The organism is Bartonella sp. TT29SHDZB (genome assembly GCF_042193395.1).
Taxonomy (GTDB): Bacteria; Pseudomonadota; Alphaproteobacteria; order Rhizobiales; family Rhizobiaceae; genus Bartonella.
In genome coordinates this window covers 53,753-70,918 of sequence record NZ_JBHILQ010000001.1, presented here as the reverse complement: position 1 = coordinate 70,918, position 17,166 = coordinate 53,753, and the positions used below count along the sequence as shown (strand labels likewise).

Below are 17,166 nucleotides of genomic sequence, written 5' to 3'. Positions count from 1 at the left end.
AAGGACTTATAGGAAGGATTTTTATTTTTTGTTTTAATTATTTTATCTACATGTTCATCCACTTTGTGGCGCGCAAGAGACTAGTTTTTATTGATTCAACAAATACAGATTTGAAATGAGAGAATCTTACAATACTTGTGGTTTTGACATAAGCTACAAAATAATTAATTATCATTATAAATCAAAGTATTATAATTAATTGTAGATTATGATTTATGGCTTTTTATAGAATGGTTTGCGTGCCTTTTATACGGAATATAGGGTTTTCTTAGTGGTTTTACTGTCATTTTAGGTGTTTGTGGCGTACGAATGAGGTGTACTGATAAAGGATGAGAAAAAGAAGGTGGAGCAGTGATAAAAGGTGAGGTGAGAATAATATTTCCTTGATCATCATATGAATTTGCATGCATTTTTATGGCTTCAGGTGTGCATGTTTGTTGTCTCATATTGTTGGCTTGTGTTATGTTGCTCCCATAAGGTTTTAATGTTGCTAGTGTTAATTGGGGGTTTCCTTGGTGCAAAAATCCTATTTCAAGAAGTTGTGCAGCTTTTTCTTCTCTTTCACTTATGTTGTTAGCACCCAGAATGACAGCAATAATTGTACGTTTATTGCGGGTGGCTGAGGCAACAAGATTAAAACCAGAGGCACAAATAAAGCCTGTTTTCATACCGTCTATCCCATAAAAACGGCCAATGAGGTTGTTTGAGTTATGTTGGATTTTTCGATTATTACCAAAATCAATGGCTGGAATAGAAAAATAATGAGAATATTGTGGAAATTCTCGACGTATTTGAACGGCTAAAAGAGCAATATCGCGTGCCGTAGAGTAGTTTTGAGGGTCTGGTAAACCACTTGCGTTCGCAAAATGGGTGCCAAACATGCCTAAACGTTTAGCTTCGCTATTCATTTTACGTACAAAAGCTTTTTGTGAACCAGCAACGGCTTCACTCATAGCAATGGCTAAGTCATTAGTAGATTTAACCATGGTAATACTTAAGGCTGTATCAAGTGTGAGTACAGAACCAGCTTTATAGCCTGAACGATATGAGGGAGCTTTTGCTGCGTATTCGCTGATAGTGATATGTTTTTTTGGTGAAATTTCCCCTCGGCTCATGGCACGAAAAATAACATAAGCAGTCATTAATTTTGTCAAGGAAGCAGGATACCAACGCTCAAAAGCTTGATTGTGTTTTAAGATATGCCCCGTTGTAACATCAACAGAAATAAAAGGCTGCGCTAGAGCAACAGCGCTGGATAAACTCAAAATCACAGAAAAAAATAAATTATAGAAGAGACGTTGCATTAATTTAAATCTAGTTCCCTCTTATTCGTTATTTAGAATTGTTTTAATGTAGCACACAAAGCTTTTAAGTCTAGGTTAGGGAGAAAAGATGGTTAATTGCTGTATCCGTTGTGTATGTGGGATAAAAACCAACACTCATTTTTATTTTCCCCTTGAATTTTGTTTGATGACTTAAGTATCTCAAGAAATACTTTTTAAATAATGAAGATTATACAAGATTTCAGGTTCTTGGGAGGATTGATGTTTCTTAGGAAGAAACGAAGCGGCATAATCATACATTTTTCTTGCTTTCCTGTTAGGATAGCCTTTGGCACTTGAGACGGTTCGTAAAAAGCATTTCAATCTTTTCTCGTATCGTTTTATTCACACGAGGTATCCCCGCTTGTAATGTGCAAGAAAATGATTCTAATTGATTCAACCTAAAATAGATTTGAAATGAGAGAGTCTTACGGTATTCAGGGTTCTCATTCAAGTTGAATAACGATAAAATATCCTTATAAATCAATGAGATGTATGTTATTTAAATGATTTTAAAGAGAGGAAGAATTCTTTTTCAAAAAAATTTACACATTGATCATTTCTTATCATGTACAAGTGTTTTACAATTTTAAATTAGAAAGTTTGAAGTATCTTTCTTATATTTTTGTTCCCTATACTCCGCTCAATATACAAAGTTATGCATTATTCTTATCAATCAGTGCATTGTTTCATGATGATTTAGTTTTTGAAGTTTCTGAACAGCGTATGGTGGCATAGGAGGAGGGGTAGGATCTTGAGCTGCTAAGAGAAGCAGTTCATCACACGCTTTTTCAGTTTTTTGGACAAGTTGATCTAGAAAATCACGTTTGCTTAAACCCGCTTCTATCGGGGGAAGAATACGGACACGAATTGTTCCGGGATAGCGGCGAAAATTACCGCGTGGCCAATATAAACCCGCATTGTGTGCAATAGGGACAACTTGAAGTCCTAATTCATTATAGAGCGCGACAATTCCTGACTTATAATCTGGTTCTTGACCGGGTTGTCGGCGTGTTCCTTCGGGAAAAATCAAGATTTGGCGCCCTTGTTTTACTTTCTCTTTTGCTTTTTGTATAATCATTTTTAAGGCTTTGATGGGTGTTGTGCGGTTAATGGGGATAATTTGCGTTTTTGCCATATACCAGCCAAACAATGGAATCCACATCAATTCACGTTTTAAAATGAGAGTGGGATCATCAAAATAAGGAACAAGACTGAAAGTTTCCCAAGCCGATTGATGCTTTGGAGCAATGATATAGGGTCCTTTGGGAAGATTTTCTAAACCTTCAATCTCATAACTTGTGCCTGCGATGTATTTTTGCAAAAAGAGTGTAACGCGTGCCCATGTTTTAGGGACAATCCATGCCTTTTTGCGGGGCATTAAAAAATAAACGGGAGCGTAAAGAATCATTTGTATGAAAGTTGTTGTATAAAAAGCGAACGTAAAAAGAATAGAACGAAGGATAAGCACTACATTTTCCATTTTATATCTATAAGAAGACTTCATATATAATATAATTCACATGAGAAAACATCTTCTTTATGTTTTCTCAAGCATCTATTTTTTCGGTAACTCATTTTCCGATATTTAAAAACAGAAGGAAAGAGGTTAATGGAATTACAAAAAGATAAACTTTTTATTCCACGGATTTTATCTATTGCGGGAACAGATCCTTCTGGTGGCGCTGGAATGCAGGCGGATTTGAAGGTTTTTTCAGCTATGAAAACTTATGGTATGAGTGTGGTTACAGCTGTTGTTGCACAAAATACTCAGGGTGTGCGTTCTTTTCAGGCATTAGATGCTTCTTTTGTTGCAGATCAAATTGATTCTGTTTTTGAGGATATCCATGTTGATGCCGTTAAAATTGGTATGGTTGCAAATGCTCAGATTGCACAGACTATTGCAGAACGTCTTGTTTATCATAAAGCACGCCTCATTGTTTTTGATCCGGTTATGGTTGCAAAAAGTGGTGATGTTCTTTTAAAGCCTGATGCAATTGAAATTATGCGTGATGTTCTTGTGCCGATGTCAACTTTGATCACGCCAAATTTGCCTGAAGCTGCATTGTTATTGGGATGTGAAGTGCAATGGTCTTTAGAGGCTATGTATCAATATGGTCCGCAACTTTTGGCGCTAGGGTGTCATGCCGTTCTGTTAAAAGGGGGACATTTGAATACGCTTACCAAAAGTAGTACAGAAAATTACGATTGTTCTAGTCCAGATCTTTATTGTGATTGTGAAAACCTTGTTATACTTGAAGCCTCTCGTCTTTCAACCACTCATGATCATGGGACAGGGTGTACCATTTCTGCTGCCATTGCAGCTCTGTTACCTACTCAACCTTTGGATTGCGCTGTTAAACAAGCAAAAGATTATTTGCATGGCGCTTTAACTGCCTCAGATGCTTTAAAAGTAGGGAAAGGGCGAGGGCCGCTTCATCATTTTTATGCATTATGGAAAGATTAATACAACGATTGATTGTGAAAAATCTTCACTCTATGAATTTGTTTCGTCATTATATGATGTTTTGGACTTATGACTGATAAATGTTAGCGTATTGTAGCTTAACAGTTATTTTGTATTAAGAAGGATAAGAAAAAATGTTATAATTTGCTTATTTTATATATTTTTTACGATTAATCTATCCTGTTTCAGAGGCAATTTTGAGTATAAAAAAGAGAGCAAGGAATTGTAAAATCAGGATTTGATAGCAAAAAGAGTAGAGGGAAAGACCTTTTACAAGGCGATATTAAAGCTGGCGGATCCACTATATTCGCTGTTTCTTATATTGGTGGCAAAACAGGATGAGCCAAAATTATTGAAGATATCTAACATTTACAAAGCTTTTTGTCGGCATGGGTAGGGTTTTCTAAATGGAAATTGATACTTTCTGATGGAATTATCAATGATCTTTCAGGTGATGTGGTGAATTTTTTCGGATATTATAACGTCATTATCCTCTTTTTATGGAACTGCTTTATGGAATCATTGGCGTTTCAGATGAGAAGTCGTGAGGAGCCTCAACATTTAATACAGCAAGATCTAGAAATTTTTACGGATTTAGAGCGGGCTTTAAGGTTTTTATATTTATAGTGATTAAGTTTTAGCGAGAAGATAGTCGATCGTACAATCGGAGTTTCAATAGACCTGTAGCGTGTGGTTTAATCTTTTCAAAATTGAATTTTCATTCTGTTGTTTAGCAGATGTTACCATTAAACATTTAAAATGGTCTGATTTTATTGTGCACTATGATGGTTTCAACACCTTATGTTACCTTATCTTGATTTGAAGTTACGTTCCTCATGTAAAATAGAATGCACTTATATTGTTAATTCACATGTTTATTTTAAAGAGATTTCTCTCAAGGTGTGTCACATCCATTTTATAATAACGTTCGTGAATGGTCTAAAGCCTCTATGAAGTGTATAAAGCTATTATGCTTCTCATTTTTACGTTTTTAAGGTGAAAGGGGTACCCCCTATACTATTTTAGCTCCCAATGTTGCGATAATCTTTGGTATTTCAGAGCGTTCAGAAGAAGAGTTTTTATTCCTTTCTTCAAGTGAATGTTATTGATGCCTCAATTTTTCCTGTTATGCGTGAGCAGATGATTGTGAGTGATTTTAATGTATAGAGATTTGAAATGAGATAATCCTATGATATTTGAGACGCTTGCTCAATATGAATAATGATAAATTATCTTTATGAATCAAATTATTGATTTATTTTTTTGTTGAAGACTATTCTGGATAAGAATTTGTTCAAGAAAGAGGATTATCAAATGATGTCCACGTTGTTTACACAAGTACAAGGGAACATTTCTTTGGTATTTCAAATGATGTGCCAGAAATCCCAAAAACTTAATTTACTCTAAAATAATAGGTGAAAACAGTTTATTTCGTTTGAAAATAATTACAATTAGCGTGAGAGATTTTTCATCATCAACTGTGATATAAAAAAAGAAACAATACGCATAAAGGACCTTTAAATGATCTTTGAAAGGTCTTTGAGGACCTTTTTAGAACCCCTTAAAAACTCTTTGAAAAAAATAAATTGGTACAAAACCTAGTGGCAAAATATACAAAACCTGCTGGTAAACTACATACATACAGCTACAACAACCGATGACAAGCTCTAACTCCACACAAGAACGAATAAATACAAAATTCAATGGAGCGGGCGATGGGATTCGAACCCACGACCCCAACCTTGGCAAGGTTGTGCTCTACCCCTGAGCTACACCCGCTTACCGATTCGATATATGTCTTGTCTGTATGGCGTAGGCTTCTACGAATTGCAACAAAAAAATATCATTTTAGTTTGATTTATTTTGTCCATGTTTCGATAAAATGAAATAAAGATTGATTTTAGAAAATTCTTCAGTCATAAATTATTCCTTTTTTAATTTTTACATGGAGAGGGGTGGAATATAATGTTGAAGAGAATAAATATATTAGGGATTATTATTGCAACTGTTTTTATGATGAACAGTGTTGTAAAAGCGGATGACCAAGTTAAACACATTAAAGTTGCACTCACACAAATTATGATCCATCCTGCTGCGGATGCTGTTCGTAAAGGTGTGGAAGATGTTCTTGCAGAAAATGGTTATAAGCAAGGTGAAAATTTTCAACTTACTTTTTTATCAGCACAGGGCAATATTTCAACAGCAACGCAAATTGCACGTAAATTTGTTGGTGATAAACCCGATGTTATTGTAGCTATTACTACGCCTTCAGCGCAAACAATGCTTGCAGCAACAAAACAAATTCCTATCGTCTTTGCGGCGATTTCTGATCCTATCGGAGCTAAAATAGTTTCTTCGCTTACCAAACCTAGCGGTAATGTAACAGGGAGTTCGGATCGTATAGATGTTGCAGAAAGTGTTAAACTTTTGCAAGAAGTAAAACCAGATTTGAAAAAAATTGGTTATCTTTATAATGCTTCCGAAGCAAATTCTGTTTCAACACTTAAAGTGTTAAAAGATGTAGCGAAAAAAGCTGGAATTGAAATCGTTCCTTCATCGGCACCAAAGCCTTCAGATGTTCAGGCAGCAACACGCGCTTTAATTGGTAAGGTCGATATTATTTTTATTCCTGCTGATAATACGATTTTATCTGTTTTAGAGGGCGCAATAAAGGTCACACAGGAAGCCAATATGCCTGTATTTACTGTTGATGCTAATACTATCGGGCGTGGGCCTTTTATGACGCAAGGTGTGAATTTCTATGATGTAGGGGTTGATGCTGGGAAATTGGTTGTGCGTATTCTAAAGGGTGAAAAGCCTGGTGATATTGATGTTGTGCAGGCGGCTAATAATGACATTCGAATTGATTTGAAAGCAGCCCAAAAAGCAGGGATTATTATTCCGCAGGCAGTTATTGACCGTGCGACAAAGGTGATTCAATAACTTTTATTAATAGGGTGTTGATACAATAAAAATACGTTAAGTTTTCATGGGGATTGTCTTTACATGAATATATTTGCGTTTTCTGGTGCTGTGGAATTAGGCCTTATTTATGCGTTTGTTGCTATAGGGGTTTATCTTTCATTTCGGGTTTTAGATTTTCCTGATTTAACAGTTGATGGATCGTTTCTTCTTGGTTCCTGTGTCTGTGGTGTTTTGATTCTCTTGGGTTTCAATGCATGGACAGCTATGGCATGCGCTTTTTGTGCAGGTATGGGGGCTGGTTTATTAACAGCTCTATTGAATTTGCGTTTTGGTATTTTGAATCTTTTAGCTTCTATTTTAACAATGTCAGCACTTTATACGGTTAATCTTCGTATTATGGGAATTATGGGAGGGTCTAATGTTAATTTAGCTCTTGCTGATACCGCGTTAACGCCCTTTTATAATATGTTTGGTTTATCTGATATTTTTGTGCGTCCTCTTTTCGTTGGTATTGTATTGCTGGTTATGGCGTTTTTGATTTGGCGCTTTTTGGAAAGTGAAATTGGTCTTGCTATGCGTGCAATGGGCGCTAATCCACGCATGGCGACGGCGCAAGGTGTTCATACATCAGCATTGATATACTTTGGAATGGGGCTGTCCAATGCGTGTGTGGCACTTGGTGGTTCTCTTTATATTCAAACTGCGATTGCAACAGATATTACCGGTGGAATTGGAACAATTGTTTTTGGGTTGGCAGCTGTGATTATCGGTGAAACTCTTTTTCGTACGCGCAATATTTTTTGGATTATAATCAGCTGTATTATGGGGTCTGTGCTTTATCGTGTGGCGGTGCAATTTGCATTTGAAGCAAATGGCATTGGTATTGATACGTCGACAGATCTTCAGTTGATTACTTCGCTGTTGGTTGTTTTAACCCTTATTGTGCCACGCTATTGGAGGAGGCATAAACGTGATTGAGTTGTTTCATGTTGGGGTTACATTTAAACCGCAAACGCCTTTGGAAAAACAGGCTTTAATTGATATTAACCTCAAAATTGAGCAGGGTAGTTTTGTTACGGTTATTGGTTCAAATGGTGCTGGTAAATCAACCTTGCTCAGTGTTTTAGCGGGTGCAACGCTTCCCTCAACAGGGAAAGTGGTTATTAATGGACAAAATGTTTCTAGGCAATCAGTCAGTGAACGCGCTGGAAAGATTGCTTGTGTTTTTCAAGATTCGTTAGAGGGAAGTTGTGGTTCTTTAACAATTGAAGAAAATTTGGCTCTTGCTGCTCTTCGAGGAAGTCGTCGTGGTTTGCGTGCGGCTTTAAATCATGAGAAACGGCAATTTTTTCGAGAGAAAATTGCTCAATTAGGCATTGGTCTTGAAGCATATATTCATAATCCTATGGATAGTTTATCAGGTGGGCAACGCCAAGCAGTTTGTCTTGTGATGGCAACATTGGCGCATGCGGATGTTTTATTGCTTGATGAACATACCTCAGCACTTGATCCTGGAATGGCTGATTTTGTGATGCGGTTGACTGAAAAAATCGTTGAAGAGAAAAAATTAACGACTATCATGGTGACCCATTCTATGCGTCAGGCTCTTGATTATGGAGATCGCACTTTGATGTTGCATGGTGGAAAAGTGATTTTGGATGTCTGTCATGAAGAGCGTAAGGGCTTGGATGTCAATGATTTAATTGGTATGTTTCAGAAAGTTCGCGGGGAAGTTCTTGATGAAGATGAACTGTTAATGGATTAATAATGTGGCTCAGAAAAAAGCACATGAAGTTGATCAGTTTCTAACGCGTTTTTCACGTGCTTTTCCTATTGTTCTCATTTATGGGACAGATCGTGGTCTTATTTGTGAGCGTGCACAATGTTTTGCTAAGCTTACACGGGTAGCTATAGAAGATCCATTTTCAACAATTCGTTTGGATGCTGCTGAAATTGATAAAGATCCTGCACGTTTGGAAAATGAAGCGCGTACGTTATCGCTTTTTGGGGGAGATCGTTTGATATGGATTTCTAATGCTGCTAACCAAAAAGGTTTTCTTGCTGCCTTAAAGCTTTTAATTGAAAAGCCGCCAGAAGCCTGTTTTATTCTCATTGAAGCAGGGGATTTAAAAAAAGGAACAGGGTTGCGCAATGCTGTTGAAACGGCATCAAAAGCAATGGCTTTACCTTGTTTTGCCGATGATATGCGTTCTCTTGACGGTTTGATTGATGAGGTTTTAGGGCAGTTTAAGAAGACTCTTTCTTTGGATGCACGTAGATGGTTGCATGAAAATTTAGGGGCGGATCGTCTTGTATCACGCGGTGAATTAGAAAAGCTTTGTCTTTACGCTGCAAATGTTCATATTACTCTTGAAGATGTGAAAGCTGTTGTAAGCGATGTCAGTGCTCTTTCTCAAGATGAAGTCGTTGATGCTCTTTTATTGGGCGATATATCAGGCTTTGAAGCGCATTTTAACCGACATGCAGCAGTGCATGGGGCACTTTTTTTAATTTTGAGTACAGCTCAAAGACATTTTCAGCAATTACAGCTATTGCGTTATCAGGTAGAGGTTGAAGGAAAATTGCCTTTTACGGTAGTTTCTCAAGCACGTCCCCCTATTTTTTTTCAACGGAAAAAAACCGTTGAACAAGCTTTAAAATATTGGAAGTTAGAACAGATTTCTTACGCAATGGAAAGAATTCAGAGTGCTGTTTTGGACAGCCGTAAAAATCCGCTTTTGGGTGAAGCTATCATTCGTCAAGTTTTGTTAGGACTTACAATTATTGCACGACGCCAGATGGCAGCTTAGTATTTTAAAAATATTATGATTTTTTATTTTGAATACAATACAGAGGCATTTTCAGCAATTAAAACTGTTGTATTATCAAGTAGAGGTTGAAGAAGCTGTATTTTTGAGAATGCGTTATTTTACGGTGTGTTCAATACTCGCAAAACTTGTGTTGATGTTATAGAATTTACCAATTGTACCAATCAATATAATGTATTGTGGTAATTTAGAAGGGTATCTGCTTACGCTTTTGATACGTTTTTTTGAGAGTAAATTAGTGAGATTAAAGTAACCTGATGAGATTTGTGTAAGGTTGTTATTGTCTTGATAAAGAATTTATGAGAATGCATTTTATTTTGTTTCAGTGGTGCGCTCTGGTCAGCAATGAAGTGAGTGTTTAGAGCTTAATGTTACATTTTTCGTCACTCATTTTTTTGTGTTTTTGTAAGTAAAATGATCTGTTGTCAGTTTGGCGCAGGTGGTGATTGGTAAACTGCGTTATTCTTTATTCCCTAGTTGTAGTTTTTTAATGTTTTGCGCATAACTCTTGAATAAACAGACAGGAAAATTATGATTTTTACGACTGTCTTTGTTGCCATTTGTAAAGAATCCTTAAAGGTGAAAGATGCTCCATATTCAATTTGAAAAAATAGCGCTCATTGGGATCGGTCTGATTGGATCTTCTTTGGCAAGGGTGATTAAAAAGAAAAATCTTTCAATTCAAATTTCTATTGCAACCCGTCGTCAAGAAACATTGGAAAGAGCGCGCGAATTAGAACTTGGAGATTTTTATACAACGGATAATGCAGAGGCTGTTGAAGGTGCAGATCTCGTTATTATTTCTGTTCCTGTTGGGGCAAGTGCAGAGGTGGCAAAAAACATTCATGATCATTTAAGGCAGGGGGCAATAGTGAGTGATGTTGGTTCTACAAAAGAGTTGGTTATTACAGAAATGGCGCCTTTATTGCCCAAAACGGTTCATTTTATTCCGGGGCATCCTATTGCTGGAACGGAATATTCGGGTCCGGATGCTGGTTTTGCTGATTTATTTATCAATCGCTGGTGTATTTTAACGCCTTTTGCGGATAGTGATGCGGCGGCTGTAGCACGATTGACAGCATTTTGGGAAGCTTGTGGTGCGCGTGTCGAAAAGATGGAGCCTAAGCATCATGATCTTGTTTTGGCAATTGTTTCGCATTTGCCGCATTTGATTGCCTATAATACTGTTGGGACAGCGAGTGATTTAGAAAAAGTAACAAATTCGGAAGTAATTGCTTATTCCGCTTCTGGTTTTCGTGATTTTACACGTTTGGCATCTTCTGATCCCGTTATGTGGCGAGATATTTGTTTGCATAATAAAGATGCTATTTTAGAGATGTTGAGTCGTTTTAATGAGGGGCTTGCTTTTTTAGAACAGGCAATTCGTTTAGGGGATGGTGAAACACTGTTTAATTTTTTTATGCGTACACGTGCTGTGCGCCGTAATATCATCGCAGCAGGGCAGGAAATTGATGCCCCTGACTTTGGGCGTCATAACATTTCTAAAGAGGGAATGTAAAATAAGAAATTTTTGAATTTTCGTTGTTTTGCTTATTCTTATCATATCTCTTGATTAGGATATTTGTTCTTTTAAATTGTGTGTTGTGTATGAAGATACGGCGTTATTCTCAATAGTTTGTACGATAAGTAAGTGCGCTTACCTTTGTTTTCTCATTTGTGCTCTAAAATGATTTTTGCATCCTCATGAGGGGCAGTTGTGGTTTTGGTTAGCTAATCGCATAAATTAAAACAAAACTCATAGAGATATGCTTTAAGTTTGATTTATTTCATATGGAAAAAGAAAGGAAGAATTTATTTTGGGAAAATAATGGGGAAACTGAATAGTTTTTTATATTTGAAAGTAAAGACATATAAAAAGTACCACTTTTCCTATTATCATACTGAGAATTATATTTCCATCAATTTGATTTTCATGAATATGACACAAGAGATTTGTGGGAGATTTATGCGGACGTCTGTAAGTAAATAAAAAGCTCGGTATATTACGGTTGTTATTGCGCAAATGTTTTTAAAAAGCAGAGGTAATTCTCCAATCTATAGCTGGTATATTTTTCGTTTTATGATGTTGTTTCCTGTCTATTAACATTCAAACCTTATGCAGTAACATGGTTGAGATAAATATTAAGATGATTCAGTGTGTTCGTTTTTTTAGCTTTTGTATGTCAGGTTGAGGAGAATCTTGCTTGTATCTGTTTGGTTTGTCTTTTGAAGCGGGAAAATAACTTCATTTGAGAACAATATAAAAGATATAAAGGTAAAAAATCATTTCCATTCCATCTATCTCCTTTTAATTAAGCTTTACAATGTGTAAAGTGCAAAAAAATTCATGGAAATATTTTTACCTCACATTTTGTTTTTTGCGTTCTTTGGTTAGGTTGCTCACGTAAAACAAAAGGCTTCAAACAGAATATAATTGATTAGTAAAATTTTTTGACTTGTTCTTTTAAGCTTTGGGACAGAGTGAGACTTGACCGCATGGATTATTGCCCTTTATACTAACAGGCGTTTGTTTAAAGTTTTGATGGTTTTTATAAAGCTTAGGATAACTGAAAAAAGGGTGTTACCAGAAAGTATTGAGGTTTGTTAAGAAATATCTTTTGGTATAGTTATCGTATTTTTGGTGATGCAATAAGTCATTATTGGCGTGATAATGGAAGTGCTTTTGCGAGCCATGTTGCGCTATCGGGGCTTTTAGCATTTTTCCCTTTTTTTATTTTCGGAACATCTTTTGCTCGTTTTCTAGGGGCTTTTACCTATACACCGCAAAAAATTAAAGCACTGGTGCAGTTATTGCCGGATGTCATTGCAGAGCCTTTATCCCAAGAAATTGTCAATGTTTTAACCATTCATCGAGGCGGTGTGTTGACGCTTTCTGTCATTGGAGCGGCTTATTTTGCTTCTAATGGGATAGAGGCTTTGCGTACGGCTTTAAATAAAGCTTACCGTGTTACTGATCGACGGAGTTTGTTGTTTTGTCGTTTTCAAAGTCTGTTTTTTGTAATCCTTGGAGCTGTTGGTCTTGTTGTGATTAGCTTTTTATTGATTCTGGCGCCTTTGTTGATCAAAATTATGCAAAATCATTCTTTTTTTATGACTGAATATATTGCTGTTATTCGTGTATGGCGTTATACAGTTGCAATCGTTATTTTGTTTATCAGTCTTTTGATTGTTCATAAATGGCTTCCAGCAGGGCGGCGGAAATTTATAGATATTTTACCAGGAATAGTGGTGACAATGTTTATATGGTTTATGGCTTCTATCGCTTTTGCGCAATATTTAACGATGTTTGATTATATTTCTACCTATGCAGGGTTGGCATCTATTATGGTTGCTATTATTTTTCTCTACATATTGAGTGCAATTTTTATTTTGGGAGGAGAAATAAACGCGGCGATAATGTTTTATCGCAAGGATTTGCAACATTCAGATGAATGAAAGAGCTTATTATTGCTTGAAAGCCAAGGTATGAATATCCCAATAAAGCCTGCTATCACTTTGTTGATTGATGCGGATGCTTGTCCTGTAAAAGATGAAGTTTATCGTGTGATGAATCGTTATCAGCTTAAGACATTTGTTGTGGCAAATCGTTCTTTGTCCCTTCCAGATGAAGCACTCATTGAAAGAGTGGTCGTTGCTGGTGAATTCAATGGTGCTGATGATTGGATTGTAGAACATGTGCATGAGGCAAGTATCGTTATTACCAGTGATATTCCTTTAGCAGCACGGGTTGTGCAAGCTGGGGGTTTTTGTCTTTCGCCAACGGGGCGTATTTTTGATGTAAATTCAATTGGTCAGGCTTTGGCGATGCGCAATTTGATGGAAGATTTGCGTGGACAGGGCAGTATAATAGGTGGTCCCCGTCCTTTTTCTCGTAAAGACCGTTCTGCTTTTTTGTCAGCACTGGATCTTGTTATACAACGTTTAAAAAGACGCGGTTATTAAAGTTATAGGGCTTCTTTAATGACTGCTTTTATAAGTGCTTTGGCATCGTCATTGGCCCATGGAGCTGCACCATTGAAAGAAGCAATGAGATATCCCTCTTTATCAATGAGCAATGTAATGGGGAGTCCTAAAGCGAGCCCCTGTTTTCTAACATTATTGAAAATATCCATTGTTTCATCGCGATAGTAAAGCAAATTATCTGAATGAATATTCTGTAAAAATTGCTGAATTTTTTCAGGAGAAGCAGTTTTATCGATATTAATAGCTATGACATCAAAGTTTTCTCCACCTAATTCACGTTTTAATTGCGCAAGTTCAGGCATTTCTGTGCGGCAAGGTGCACACCAAATAGCCCATAGATTGACCAGCATTGGTTTTCCAGTAAATTCGCTGAGTGTGTGCTCTTTTCCTAGAATATCCTTGAAAGAGAGTTTATTCATATCTGAGGGCGTATCAGCAAATCGTATGTGGCTAAAAAAGCCTTTTGCTGCTTTTCGTATCGCCATCATTTTTTCTGCTCGTGCTTTATTAGTATTTATTTCTTGTGCTTGTGCTGCTGAAATGAAATTGAAAAGAAAAAACTCTCTTTTGGTATCGTAGTTTATGGTTGCGTATAAACTCAATGCAATGATAAAGAATGCAAGGGAAAGTTGCCTTTTTTTATTGTTTTTTTTGCTGATGAAAATTTGAAAAATCATAATTTTGTCCTTTGGAGGGGTGTTTTCAGAATATGACAGATGAGAAGTTAAAGAACCAAATGTGGGGTGGTCGGTTTGCGGCAGGTCCTGCTGCAATTATGGAAGAAATTAATGCCTCTATTGATTTTGATCAAAAACTTTATCGACAAGATATTGAAGGTTCTCTTTCTCATGCGGCTATGTTAACGCAAACGAAAATCATTTCACAATCAGATTATGAAAAAATTGTTCATGGTTTGAAACTTATTCGCCAAGAAATTGAAGACGGTAAATTTGTTTTTTCACGAAAGCTTGAAGATATTCATATGAATATTGAAGCGCGGTTGAGCGAATTGATAGGTCCTGTAGCTGGGCGTTTGCATACGGCGCGTTCACGCAATGATCAAGTTGCTGTTGATTTTCGCTTGTGGGTACGTGAAGCAACGCAAAAGATAGCACAAGCTTTAAAAGGATTGATAGAGCAATTACTTATTCGCGCAGAACAACATGTTGATACCTTTATGCCAGGCTTTACGCATTTACAATTGGCTCAACCCATAACATTGGGTCATTATATGATGGCTTATGTTGAAATGTTTGGTCGAGATTTATCGCGGATGCGTGATGCTCTTGAGCGAATGAATGAATCGCCTTTAGGGGCGGCTGCTTTAGCGGGGACAGGCTTTCCAATTGACCGTTTTATGACAGCAAAAGCGCTAGGCTTTCGCGAACCTACACGCAATTCAATTGATAGTGTTTCAGATCGTGACTTTGCATTGGAATTTTTAAGCGCTGGCGCTCTTTGTGCAACACATCTTTCGCGATTGGCGGAAGAAATAATTCTTTGGTCAAGTGCACAGTTTTGTTTTATTCATTTATCAGATGCTTTTTCAACAGGGTCTTCCATTATGCCACAAAAGAGAAATCCTGATGCGGCAGAGTTAGTACGAGCGAAAGCAGGTCGATTGAATGGTGCGCTTATGGGATTGTTAACGGTGATGAAAGGATTACCGCTTGCTTATTCAAAGGATATGCAAGAAGATAAAGAATATGTGTTTGATGGGGCTTTGAGTTTGGAATTATCACTAGCAGCAATGACAGGGATGATTGCTGATTTGAAAGTGAATAAAAAAGCCATGAAACAAGCAGCAGATTTAGGATATGCAACAGCTACGGATTTTGCTGATTGGCTTGTACGTGAATTAGGGATTCCTTTTCGTGAAGCACATCATATAACGGGGCGTGCTGTAGCATTGGCAGAAAGAAAACAGTGTCGCCTTCAGGATTTATCATTAGATGAACTTCAAGCAATTTGTCCTGATATTAATGCGGCACTTTTTGATGTTTTGACCGTTGAAAAATCTGTTGAAAGTCGTAAAAGCTTTGGGGGAACAGCGCCTTCAGAGGTTCTTCGGCAAATTGCGTATTGGAAAAAGCGTCTCGTGAGCGCTTGAGTGATTGTATTTTAAAGGTAACAAAGAGATCGAGATGAGGAAAGAGGACAGATGAAAATTATATTAAAGGGGTTGATAATTGTCCTTTTTGGGGGCTTGGGTATCGTTGGGTGTGGGCGTAAAGGGTCATTAGAGTTACCTCCTTCAACAGGAGTGAATTCTTCACAAGGAACTTTTGTTTCTCAAGGTAAAACAGATAAACCTTTTATTCTTGATCGGTTAATACAATAGGAATTTTTATGCGTTTTTTTTCTTATCATCAGGGTGTGCTTCACGCTGAAGGTCTTTCTCTTTTGGAACTTGCGCGGGAAGTTGAAACACCTTTTTATTGTTATTCAGCTAGCGCAATCGTTGCACATTTTAAAGATTATCAGAATGCATTTCATGATATGCCGAGTTTAATTGCTTATGCGGTTAAAGCGAATTCCAATCAAGCAGTTTTACAACTTTTAGCTAACAATGGAGCGGGAGCTGATGTGGTCTCAGAAGGGGAATTACGGCGTGCACTTGCTGTTGGTATTCCTGCGCAGAATATTGTTTATTCTGGTGTTGGTAAAACAGTGAGAGAAATAGATTTTGCTCTTGCACAAGATATTTATTGTTTTAATGTTGAATCAGAGCCAGAACTTGAACAATTATCGGCGCGGGCTGCTGCGCTTTCAAAAACAGCTCGTATTTCTTTACGCATTAATCCTGATGTGGATGCTAAGACTCACAAAAAAATTACAACAGGTAAGTCTGAGAATAAATTTGGTATTCCACTGTCTTTGGCGGGTGATGCATATAAAAAAGCAGCTCAATTGCCTGGTCTTCATGTGTGTGGTGTTGATCTCCATATTGGCAGTCAAATTTGTGATTTAAAACCGTTTGAAGATGCATTTGTTATTGTTGCAGATTTTGTGCGTCAATTATGGAATAATGGTTATGCGATAACCCATATCGATATTGGGGGCGGGCTTGGTATTCCTTATGGTTATGAGAAGCATCCAGTACCTTCTCCTTTTGAGTATGCAGCACTGGTACAGAAACATATTGCGCCTTTAGGGATCAATATTATCTTAGAACCTGGGCGTAGTATTGTTGGTGAAGCCGGTGTGTTGGTAACATCGGTTGTGTATTTAAAAAAGGGGGAAGGACGAAATTTTGTTATTGTTGATGCGGCGATGAATGATTTCATGCGTCCAACGCTTTATGATGCGTGGCAAAATGTAATGCCAGTGAAAAAAACACCAGTAGATGCCCCTCTGATTAATGCTGATATTGTTGGTCCTATTTGTGAAACTGGTGATTATTTAGGCTTGGAACGTTCTTTACCAGTGTTAAAAGCGGGTGATGTTTTGATGGTAACAGGAGCAGGGGCTTATGGCGCAGTGATGGCAAGCACTTATAATAGTCGACTTTTGGTGCCGGAAGTTCTAGTTCAGGATACACGTTATGCAGTCATTCGTCCACGCCTTGATTATGCACAATTGATAGGCTGTGATCATATTCCAGATTGGATTGAGCCAAAATTAGATTGAGCATTATTAA

14 protein-coding genes and 1 tRNA gene are annotated in these 17,166 nt (G+C 37.2%); 11 read left to right on the top strand and 4 right to left on the bottom strand.

What is annotated here, in order from left to right; all coding sequences use genetic code 11:
* Window positions 1-206: 206 nt before the first annotated feature.
* The gene (locus ACFIJJ_RS00295; protein ID WP_375645612.1) at window positions 207-1,304 is read right to left on the bottom strand and encodes a D-alanyl-D-alanine carboxypeptidase family protein; all 1,098 of its coding nucleotides are present in this window, start codon (window positions 1,302-1,304) and stop codon (window positions 207-209) included.
* A 694-nt stretch (window positions 1,305-1,998) separates the two neighbouring features.
* Window positions 1,999-2,805: a lysophospholipid acyltransferase family protein gene (locus ACFIJJ_RS00290; protein ID WP_375645611.1), complete on the bottom strand. Its 807-nt coding sequence runs from the start codon at window positions 2,803-2,805 to the stop codon at window positions 1,999-2,001.
* 129 nt (window positions 2,806-2,934) lie between these two features.
* On the opposite strand from ACFIJJ_RS00290, the gene thiD reads away from it, so the two are divergent.
* The gene (gene thiD, locus ACFIJJ_RS00285) at window positions 2,935-3,789 is read left to right on the top strand and encodes a bifunctional hydroxymethylpyrimidine kinase/phosphomethylpyrimidine kinase (protein ID WP_375645610.1); all 855 of its coding nucleotides are present in this window, start codon (window positions 2,935-2,937) and stop codon (window positions 3,787-3,789) included.
* A gap of 1,704 nt (window positions 3,790-5,493) precedes the next feature.
* Here thiD and ACFIJJ_RS00280 read toward each other — a convergent pair.
* Window positions 5,494-5,568 (bottom strand) — tRNA-Gly (locus tag ACFIJJ_RS00280).
* Window positions 5,569-5,754: 186 nt separating this feature from the next.
* Between ACFIJJ_RS00280 and ACFIJJ_RS00275 the strand changes: the two genes are divergently transcribed.
* The 7 genes from ACFIJJ_RS00275 (at window position 5,755) to ACFIJJ_RS00245 (ending at window position 13,505) form a co-directional block, all read left to right on the top strand.
* Window positions 5,755-6,732 (top strand): ABC transporter substrate-binding protein, encoded by a 978-nt coding sequence (locus tag ACFIJJ_RS00275; protein ID WP_375622091.1) that lies wholly within the window; start codon window positions 5,755-5,757, stop codon window positions 6,730-6,732.
* Between the two features lie 63 nt (window positions 6,733-6,795).
* Window positions 6,796-7,692, top strand: a complete 897-nt coding sequence (locus tag ACFIJJ_RS00270; RefSeq protein ID WP_375645608.1) for an ABC transporter permease — start codon at window positions 6,796-6,798, stop codon at window positions 7,690-7,692.
* Entirely contained in the window at window positions 7,685-8,479 is a 795-nt protein-coding gene (locus ACFIJJ_RS00265; protein ID WP_375622093.1) for an ABC transporter ATP-binding protein, read from the top strand. Before ACFIJJ_RS00270 ends, ACFIJJ_RS00265 begins: the two co-directional genes overlap by 8 nt.
* Before the next feature lie 4 nt (window positions 8,480-8,483).
* Window positions 8,484-9,524 (top strand): DNA polymerase III subunit delta, encoded by a 1,041-nt coding sequence (holA, locus tag ACFIJJ_RS00260; protein WP_375645607.1) that lies wholly within the window; start codon window positions 8,484-8,486, stop codon window positions 9,522-9,524.
* Window positions 9,525-10,128: 604 nt separating this feature from the next.
* The gene (locus ACFIJJ_RS00255; RefSeq protein WP_375645606.1) at window positions 10,129-11,061 is read left to right on the top strand and encodes a prephenate/arogenate dehydrogenase family protein; all 933 of its coding nucleotides are present in this window, start codon (window positions 10,129-10,131) and stop codon (window positions 11,059-11,061) included.
* Between the two features lie 1,082 nt (window positions 11,062-12,143).
* Window positions 12,144-12,998, top strand: coding sequence for a YihY/virulence factor BrkB family protein (locus tag ACFIJJ_RS00250; RefSeq protein WP_375645604.1), 855 nt, complete (start codon window positions 12,144-12,146; stop codon window positions 12,996-12,998).
* A 30-nt stretch (window positions 12,999-13,028) separates the two neighbouring features.
* Window positions 13,029-13,505 carry a YaiI/YqxD family protein gene (locus ACFIJJ_RS00245; protein ID WP_273790302.1) on the top strand — a complete coding sequence of 159 codons (477 nt, stop codon included), beginning with the start codon at window positions 13,029-13,031 and terminating at the stop codon, window positions 13,503-13,505.
* A gap of 2 nt (window positions 13,506-13,507) precedes the next feature.
* Here the strand turns inward: ACFIJJ_RS00245 and ACFIJJ_RS00240 are convergent, their stop codons facing one another.
* On the bottom strand, window positions 13,508-14,203 hold the full coding sequence (locus ACFIJJ_RS00240) for a TlpA disulfide reductase family protein (protein ID WP_375622097.1): 696 nt from the start codon (window positions 14,201-14,203) through the stop codon (window positions 13,508-13,510).
* A gap of 32 nt (window positions 14,204-14,235) precedes the next feature.
* On the opposite strand from ACFIJJ_RS00240, the gene argH reads away from it, so the two are divergent.
* From argH to lysA, 3 genes are read left to right on the top strand one after another with little or no spacing between them, the layout of a single operon-like run.
* On the top strand, window positions 14,236-15,636 hold the full coding sequence (gene argH, locus ACFIJJ_RS00235) for an argininosuccinate lyase (RefSeq protein ID WP_375622098.1): 1,401 nt from the start codon (window positions 14,236-14,238) through the stop codon (window positions 15,634-15,636).
* Between the two features lie 51 nt (window positions 15,637-15,687).
* Complete coding sequence (locus ACFIJJ_RS00230) at window positions 15,688-15,867, top strand: LPS translocon maturation chaperone LptM (protein ID WP_375622099.1); 180 nt, start codon at window positions 15,688-15,690, stop codon at window positions 15,865-15,867.
* 8 nt (window positions 15,868-15,875) lie between these two features.
* Window positions 15,876-17,156: a diaminopimelate decarboxylase gene (gene lysA, locus ACFIJJ_RS00225; RefSeq protein ID WP_375645603.1), complete on the top strand. Its 1,281-nt coding sequence runs from the start codon at window positions 15,876-15,878 to the stop codon at window positions 17,154-17,156.
* Window positions 17,157-17,166: the final 10 nt, after the last annotated feature.

Coding starts and splice junctions, on each gene's coding strand:
- thiD (WP_375645610.1), top strand. CDS start 2,935: ATGGAATTACAAAAAGATAAACTTTTTATTCCACGGATTTTATCTATT.
- lysA (WP_375645603.1), top strand. CDS start 15,876: ATGCGTTTTTTTTCTTATCATCAGGGTGTGCTTCACGCTGAAGGTCTT.
- ACFIJJ_RS00295 (WP_375645612.1), bottom strand. CDS start 1,304: ATGCAACGTCTCTTCTATAATTTATTTTTTTCTGTGATTTTGAGTTTA.
- ACFIJJ_RS00275 (WP_375622091.1), top strand. CDS start 5,755: ATGTTGAAGAGAATAAATATATTAGGGATTATTATTGCAACTGTTTTT.
- ACFIJJ_RS00270 (WP_375645608.1), top strand. CDS start 6,796: ATGAATATATTTGCGTTTTCTGGTGCTGTGGAATTAGGCCTTATTTAT.
- argH (WP_375622098.1), top strand. CDS start 14,236: ATGACAGATGAGAAGTTAAAGAACCAAATGTGGGGTGGTCGGTTTGCG.
- ACFIJJ_RS00245 (WP_273790302.1), top strand. CDS start 13,029: ATGAATATCCCAATAAAGCCTGCTATCACTTTGTTGATTGATGCGGAT.
- ACFIJJ_RS00290 (WP_375645611.1), bottom strand. CDS start 2,805: ATGGAAAATGTAGTGCTTATCCTTCGTTCTATTCTTTTTACGTTCGCT.
- ACFIJJ_RS00255 (WP_375645606.1), top strand. CDS start 10,129: ATGCTCCATATTCAATTTGAAAAAATAGCGCTCATTGGGATCGGTCTG.
- ACFIJJ_RS00240 (WP_375622097.1), bottom strand. CDS start 14,203: ATGATTTTTCAAATTTTCATCAGCAAAAAAAACAATAAAAAAAGGCAA.
- ACFIJJ_RS00230 (WP_375622099.1), top strand. CDS start 15,688: ATGAAAATTATATTAAAGGGGTTGATAATTGTCCTTTTTGGGGGCTTG.